Source organism: Arthrobacter ginsengisoli (assembly GCF_031456935.1).
GTDB classification, from domain to species: domain Bacteria; phylum Actinomycetota; class Actinomycetes; order Actinomycetales; family Micrococcaceae; genus Arthrobacter; species Arthrobacter ginsengisoli.
In genome coordinates this window covers 173116-179815 of record NZ_JAVDVQ010000010.1, presented here as the reverse complement: position 1 = coordinate 179815, position 6700 = coordinate 173116, and the positions used below count along the sequence as shown (strand labels likewise).

Here is a 6700-nt window from a genome sequence, read left to right as displayed (position 1 = left end):
ACCAACGCGATCGTCGTGGAACAGACGGCCAGTCCCCACCAGGTCAAGCACAGCGCGGCGATCGGCACGCGCTACAACAAGTTCGCCAGCTCCTCGGTCCGCGTGTTCCTCGCCGAACTGCCGCCCGAAGAGACCGACCGCCTGCTGGCCGGCCGGACGGTGCTGCAAGAGGGCTACCGGGGACTCGAGGACCCAGCCCACGAACAGCTGGCCGAGGTCCGGGACCACGGCTTCGCCGTCAACGACGGCGAGACCACGTACGAGGAATACGGCGTCTCCGCCCCCGTACGGGATTTCCGGGGCGCAGTCGTCGGCTGCATCACAGCCAGCGCCCCAAGGGCCCGAGTGCAGCACCAGCAGAGTCAGTCGCTCCTGCGCGAAGCCGTGGTACAGGCCGCCGAGCGCGTATCGACACGGCTGGGAAGCCTGCCGCGGGAAACAAATCCAGTGCGCTGACGGCCCAACCAGCTCCTCCGGGCAGGACCCGATGGCTCTGCGCGCCGTTTTCTTCTTGGATTGCCAGAACACCTACCGGACATCAAGCAGGGCAACCCCCGGCAAGTGACAGCTACTCCCTCACGGAATACTTCTCACCAGGCAATAGCGCCGTCGCCTCTCGATCCGAAATGCTGTCGGGTGCACGATGTTGCTGACGCTCGCCTAGCTGCATGGGTGAATCAGCCAGGAAGCGAGGCCGCCCAGCCCAGGCGGGTGGATACTTCCGAGGCAGCATGTTGTACGGCTTGAACCAGGGTGTCCCCGGTGGCGTGCTTGTGCACGCGGGAACGGGGAGCGGATGTGGTCGAACCGTCGTTGACGGCGTATGCCTGACGGGCGACTTCCTGCAGGTGGGCGGTGTGGTCCAACGGCAAACCATCTCCTGCCGTGCGTAGTATCTGCCCGGATTCGATCAGTTCGGTCGCGAGAGCCGGGGCCAGCTCCGCCAGGAAGACCCGCACCGAGGAGCTGGCGAATTTGTTGTACCGGGTTCCGATGGTGGCAGTGTGTTTGACCTGATTCGGGCTGGCAACCTGCTCTACGACGATGGCCTCGTGACCATTCCAGACCGAGATAGCGCTGGTCTCTTGGGTGCTTTCGGTCAACTGCTCCAAGTACGGAACCGCAGCACGGCGGACATCCAGGTCCGCCAGCAAAGGGCCGGACAACGCAAGGAGGCCCAGTCCGAGCCGATACCGGCCCGTCTCCTCATCCCGCTGGACATATCCAGCTTCTGTAAGACCGCCAAGAATGCGCGAGACCGTGCTCTTGTGGAGGCCCACGCGCTGAGCAACCTCGGTCACACCGAGAACCGGATTTTGAACGGAAAAGGCTTCGAGTACAGCAAGCCCATTCAACAGCGACGCCGCAGCTCCTGGACCTGCCCGTTGTCCTGCCTCGGCCTGCCTGCCACCTTCATCCTTTCGCACTGCGTGGCGAACCCGCCACTCTTTTGGCCATCATATGCCGCAATCGGGGCGCAGATACGAAGATACGGTCGCACAGGTGCGCCTGCTCAAATCAGGTGTGGACGCGGGCCTCGCAGACGAAACCCGCTCGGAAACGGTGATGATCCACTCGGCAGCCGCGAAATGAGTCCCCACGACGGTAGCGCTTGTCCCGGGTGAGAGGGTGGGATGCCGCACCGACGGTGAACCGGGCTTGAGGTAGCACTGGACGGCAATGGCGTTTGACGCTCGGCTGACTCTATGGTCACGAGTCCCAAAGAGGACAGCAGCGCGAACGAGGTTCAGGCACGTAGAAGCCCGCCGATGGGGGAGCGGCAGGGCTGTCGACCCCCCACACCACTTGGCGGCGCTGGACACCTCACCGGGAAGGCCTGCCAGCCTATGCCCTGGCGATGAAAGAGATGCACGAAAGGTAAGTATGGCGTCGAAGCTATATTGGCTCCTACAATGTCCTGCCGCACAGGCACCAGGAAGACCCTAAAAACTGTACGGACGAACCGGCGATTCCCTTTCTGGCTATTCCTCGCGCGCATTGACGAAAGGCCGATAACGGATATTTCGTCAACTAAATACCCAACCGCTCGGGGGCGGGGTCTGCCTTAACCTCAAGGTCATTGCTCAAGAGGGATGAGCAAGATGGTGAAGATTCCCAGGCCGGCAAGGACGATGACGCTGGCTGCGACGGCGGCGATCGATGCGACGTCGGGCTTAATTGCTTCATGTTTGATGCCGTTGATGGCGCGGTGAAATCTCCGCTTGCGGGTGAGGTTGATAGCCAGGGCGGTAACGACGGAGGCCGCTACGAGCGTAGACGCGAACCAGCCATGGTGCGGCATCCAGCGGAGGAAGATGGCGGCTGCGACCGTCAGGGACAAGGTAGTGCGTCCCCAGGCCATGTCTGTGCGTTCAGGCTGGAGTCCGGGGTCGCCATGGATTGGCGTGTCAGGTGGTGGAGGCACGGATTAGACGGGGCGGACGAGGACGAAGACCGCCATGATGGCGGCGACGAGGCCTCCGCCGATTGCCAGGACCGGGGCAATCCAAGGCAGTGGAAGCGGGTCTTTGCGGCGCATGGAGCGTTCGACATTTAGCCAGCGGAAGAATGAGCCCCCGCCGATGAGGAGCGCGAGAACGAGGAGCAGGACGGCGACCGTTTTGCGCAGTTCGGGGCCGAATAGATCGGCCATGAAGGCTTCGACGGCGACACCGCCGGCGAGCAAAGCCAAGGACGTCCGGATCCATGCCAGGAACGTGCGTTCATTCGCCAGCGTGAACCTGGGGTCCGGTTCGGTGCCGCCGCCCAGGATCCGGCCGGAGAGGCCGGTTCTTCCCCCGCCGCTGCGGGCGTTGAAATTCTCCATGGGTGGTTCCTTCCGTGTCCAACGTTTGTTCTTCAGCTCAGGCGAGTGCGGAGGCCGAGTTTGCGGCCTCCGCTAGCCGCCTTCCGGGACTGTTGTTTTAGGCCTTAGTGACTGCCTCTAATGATGCTGCCTCGGTTCCGATGGCAGCGGTGGGTGCCTCGAGTGAGAAGCCGGCGGCTACGTCTAGGCCGAGCCGACGGCGGTCGCGCTGCTGGTTGACGAACACCAGGGCCAGGACGCCGAACGTCAGCATGAGCCCTCCGGCCAGGGCGAAGGCCGCACGGTAGCCGTCCGCGGGGGTGGCTGCTCCGCCAATCAGGAATCCGGACACTGCCGGTGCGAACACGCCGCCTGTGGTGAGGACCGCGTTGGCGATGGATAAGTTGGCGCCGCGCTGGCCAATGGTGGTCAGCTCTGCGACTACGAGGTAGGTGATGGCGAAGAGTGCAGGGGCGGTGCCGAAGCCGAAGACCATGAGGGTGATGGACAGGATGGGGGAGGTTGTCATCGTTGCCCCTACAAGGCAGGCGCCGGCGAAGGTTCCGGCGGCGCCGAGTACCCAGCCGCGGGCCTTCCTGGTGGGAACGCCCTTCAGGTGCAGGCGCTGGGTCAGGGCGCTCAGGCCCACAGTGGCAATAGTGCCCCAGGCTGCGGGCAGGGCGATCATGGTGCCGGCCTGCTGACCGCTGAAGCCGAGGACGTTCTGGAAGTATGCCGGGCCCCAGGACATGGCCAGGGTGAAGGTCCAGTAGCCGAAAAAGGACGCCAGGACCGCAAAGATCCAGCTGGGGGAGAGAATGGTGCGCCAGTAGCGGATCTTGGTCTCGGCCACCACCGGGGCCTCCTCCGGGGCGATGCCGTCAATCTCCTGTTCAGCCTTCCGGCTGGTGTACGGGCCTTCCTTGCCCACGATGAACCAGAAGATGGACCAGACCAGTCCCACAATGGCCAGCACTGCGAAGGCCGTCTGCCAGCCGAATTGACCGATTACCCAAGCCAAAACCGGAGCGAAAGCCACAATGCCCAAGGTCACGCCGGAAGACGCCAGCGCGGCAGGGGTAGCACCCTTCTTCGCGGGGAACCACTTGTAAATGCCGTGCATCAGCACCGGTGCGAGCGGTCCCTCGCCGGCACCGAGCAGCAGGCGGCTGGCCCAGAGAGCGGGCAACGAGGCGAACAGCAGGATGGGAACCTGCGCCACGGACCACAGCAGGCACAGGACCAGCAGGATCCACTTGCTGGATACCTTGTTGGCGATGGGGGCAGCCACGATCTGGGCCACGCCGAAGGTCAGGAACATGGCACTGCCCACCAGGCCAAACTGTTCGGGCGTGATGCCCAGCTGCTTCATCAGGGGGACGGCCGCAATGCCCAGGACTGCCTTGTCCGCCCAGCTGAGCATCATCAGGAAAAGCAGGCTGAACGTCATGAACCAGCCGTACCGGTTGCGCTTGGCCCGGGACCAGGTCCGGGGATCGCGGGAGGTCGCGGAGCCCGGCGTCATATGGGGAATTTCAGACACAGTTTGCCCAATCGTTGAAGGGGAGTCTTTGCCGGTTTCGCCGGCGTTTCCTTGACTCTAGGCTCGTGTGACCGGCCTTACATTTGAGCTTTCCGTTGGGCGGAAAGCCACTTTGGAAGCGTCGCACACCGCAGACGCTCCCGCCGTCGGCCCGGCCCAGGAACACCAGCAGGGCCATCCCCAGAGTGCTCAATCCACATGTCAGCCACCAGGTGGCGCCCCAGCCGCCGGCGGTGGTGGCGAGCAGGGCGAACAACATGGGCCCCAGAAAGTTTCCCACATTAAAGATCTGCTGCGTCAGGCCCAGCACGGCGGTGACCGAACCGTCCGTGGGTGCGATGCGTACCGAGTAACTGGTCACCGCGGCAGGGATGAGGCCCCCGACAGCGGAAAACAGAGCGATGAGGACAACCTGGACGAGGATGCCGTTCGCGACGTTTTCCCAGCCGACGGCGAACGTGGCCACGGATGCGGCGGACATCGACAGGAAGGTCCAAAAGATAATTCTCCGCTCGGACAGGCCACGCTGGATCAGCGGACCGGCGCTGAGGGCCCCGATGGCGTTCACTCCTCCCACCAAGGCGCTGAGGATGCCCGGCCACGGACCGTCGAGCCCCGCTGACCGGTAGATTGACGGCAGGAAGCCCAGTACGGCCATCCACTGCGCCGTGTAGCAGGCGAAGACCACACCTATGATCCACGGCCTGCGGGTGGCCACAGTGCGGCCCACCCTGCGGAGCGCTGAGCGGAGCCCGGCCTCGGCAGGTGGCACGTCCTTCGGCACCCGGCGCAGCAGCAGCGGCACCGGGAGAAGCGTGAGAATGGCCATGAGCAGCCACCACTCGCGCCACCCTGCGGCCTGCAGGAACACAGCACCCGCGGACAGGCCGAGCAGCGTGGCCGTTCCCTGGAACGTGGCCCAGCTGGCCAGCGCAACGTTCAACCGCTGGGGTGGGGCCACTTTCCGGATGAGGGCAGGGGCGACGACGACGGCCAGCAGGAAGCCGACGCCCTCCAGGGTGCGTGCGGCCATCAGCCATTCGGTGCTGGGGGCGGCCGCGCCCAGCGCGGAGGCCGCGCTCAGCAGGACCAGTCCGGAGATGAGGAGCCGGCGCAGGCCAGCCATCTCGCCGCCCACGGCCGTGGCCAGGCCGCCCACCACGCTGGCCACTTGAATGATGCCCAGCAGCAGCCCGGCCTGGAGCAGTGAGGTGCCGAGATCCGCCTGGATACCGGCCAGGGCGGCCGGAAGTTTCCAGATGTGCATGGCCGCCGCGATGCCCGCAACGAGGACGGCAAGCCAGGCCCCGTCCGCCGTCGCCTTTGTGTCATCGAGGAGTTTGGTGTGCGACGGCAGTGCCAAGAGTTTTCCTTGCTGAAGGGTGGCGGGGCGGTTTCCCTGTATCGGGTTCCTCTCAGGCGGGTGCCAGAACGGGGCTGCCGATGCGGAACCGCTGGCCGCTGACGGCGACGTCCACGGGGCCGCCAAACGTTGAGGCGGCACGGGCGCGCCACCACTGCGGCTCCGCGCGGCCGGCCAGATGCGACAGGACAAGCCGGCCCACGCCGGCAGCGGATGCCACGCGCCCGGCTCCGTCCGGCGGGGTGTGGGCGATCCGCTGGTGGTTCAGGAACTCCGGCGCGAAGCCCTTGTCTGCGTAGAAGTCCAGGTTGACCGCTTCATGCACCAGGACGTCCGCACCGTCGGCGAGCACAACCATGGCTTCGCATTCGGCCGTGTCACCGGAGAACACCACAGAGCCGGCGTCGGTCTCGAAGCGGAACGCCAGTGCAGGGCGCACGGGCGGGTGTTCCACCAGGATGCCGGTGACCTTGACCCTGTCATCCTCGTAGACGTCAAAGGGGCGGGCCGCCTCCGGTGATTGATGCGCGGGCGTGGACAGATCCACAGTGCGCACAAGCGAGGCGAGGTCTGGGCGGGCCTCATCATGAACCCGGATATCAATGTCGTAGGAGAAGGCTTTTAGCGAGTGGGATACCAACTCACCTGTGCCGGAGAGCCCGCTGCCGCCGGCGCGGGTGGCATCTTTGCCCGGGCCAACGATGGAAACTGGGCCGGTGAAGCCCTCCACGGGGTTCCCCCAGTTCCAGAGCAGGAAGCCGGGAAGTTCCACCACGTGATCCGAGTGCAGGTGGGTGACAAAGCCCGCCACAAAATCCTTGCCCCGGAGTCCGGCCTCATGGGCGGCACGGGAGCAGCCTAGGCCGAAGTCCACCATGTAGAAGGCATCGCCCACCACCAGTGCGCTGGAGATGCCGTTTTCCGGTCCGCGGATGGCCGGACCGGCGGCGGTGCCAAGAGTGATCAGTTCGACGCTCACGGGAAAGTC

Annotated in this window: 7 protein-coding genes; 1 reads left to right on the top strand and 6 read right to left on the bottom strand. The window is 65.1% G+C overall.

The genetic code is table 11. The features are described from left to right. A partial coding sequence (locus tag J2X01_RS13385) for an IclR family transcriptional regulator (protein ID WP_310058067.1) occupies positions 1 to 456 on the top strand: 456 nt, incomplete at its 5' end. A 221-nt stretch (positions 457 to 677) separates the two neighbouring features. Here the strand turns inward: J2X01_RS13385 and J2X01_RS13380 are convergent. From J2X01_RS13380 to J2X01_RS13355, 6 genes are all read right to left on the bottom strand, one after another. After that, complete coding sequence (locus J2X01_RS13380) at positions 678 to 1427, bottom strand: IclR family transcriptional regulator (protein ID WP_310058064.1); 750 nt, start codon at positions 1425 to 1427, stop codon at positions 678 to 680. A 650-nt stretch (positions 1428 to 2077) separates the two neighbouring features. Next, positions 2078 to 2425, bottom strand: a complete 348-nt coding sequence (locus J2X01_RS13375) for a DUF202 domain-containing protein (RefSeq protein WP_310058062.1) — start codon at positions 2423 to 2425, stop codon at positions 2078 to 2080. A gap of 3 nt (positions 2426 to 2428) precedes the next feature. Next, positions 2429 to 2827: a YidH family protein gene (locus J2X01_RS13370; protein WP_310058060.1), complete on the bottom strand. Its 399-nt coding sequence runs from the start codon at positions 2825 to 2827 to the stop codon at positions 2429 to 2431. Between the two features lie 97 nt (positions 2828 to 2924). Next, positions 2925 to 4331, bottom strand: a complete 1407-nt coding sequence (locus J2X01_RS13365; RefSeq protein ID WP_310058057.1) for an MFS transporter — start codon at positions 4329 to 4331, stop codon at positions 2925 to 2927. 10 nt (positions 4332 to 4341) lie between these two features. After that, entirely contained in the window at positions 4342 to 5712 is a 1371-nt protein-coding gene (locus J2X01_RS13360; RefSeq protein WP_310058053.1) for an MFS transporter, read from the bottom strand. Positions 5713 to 5764: 52 nt separating this feature from the next. Continuing rightward, positions 5765 to 6691 (bottom strand): MBL fold metallo-hydrolase, encoded by a 927-nt coding sequence (locus tag J2X01_RS13355; RefSeq protein ID WP_310058050.1) that lies wholly within the window; start codon positions 6689 to 6691, stop codon positions 5765 to 5767. Between the last annotated feature and the right edge of the window lie 9 nt (positions 6692 to 6700).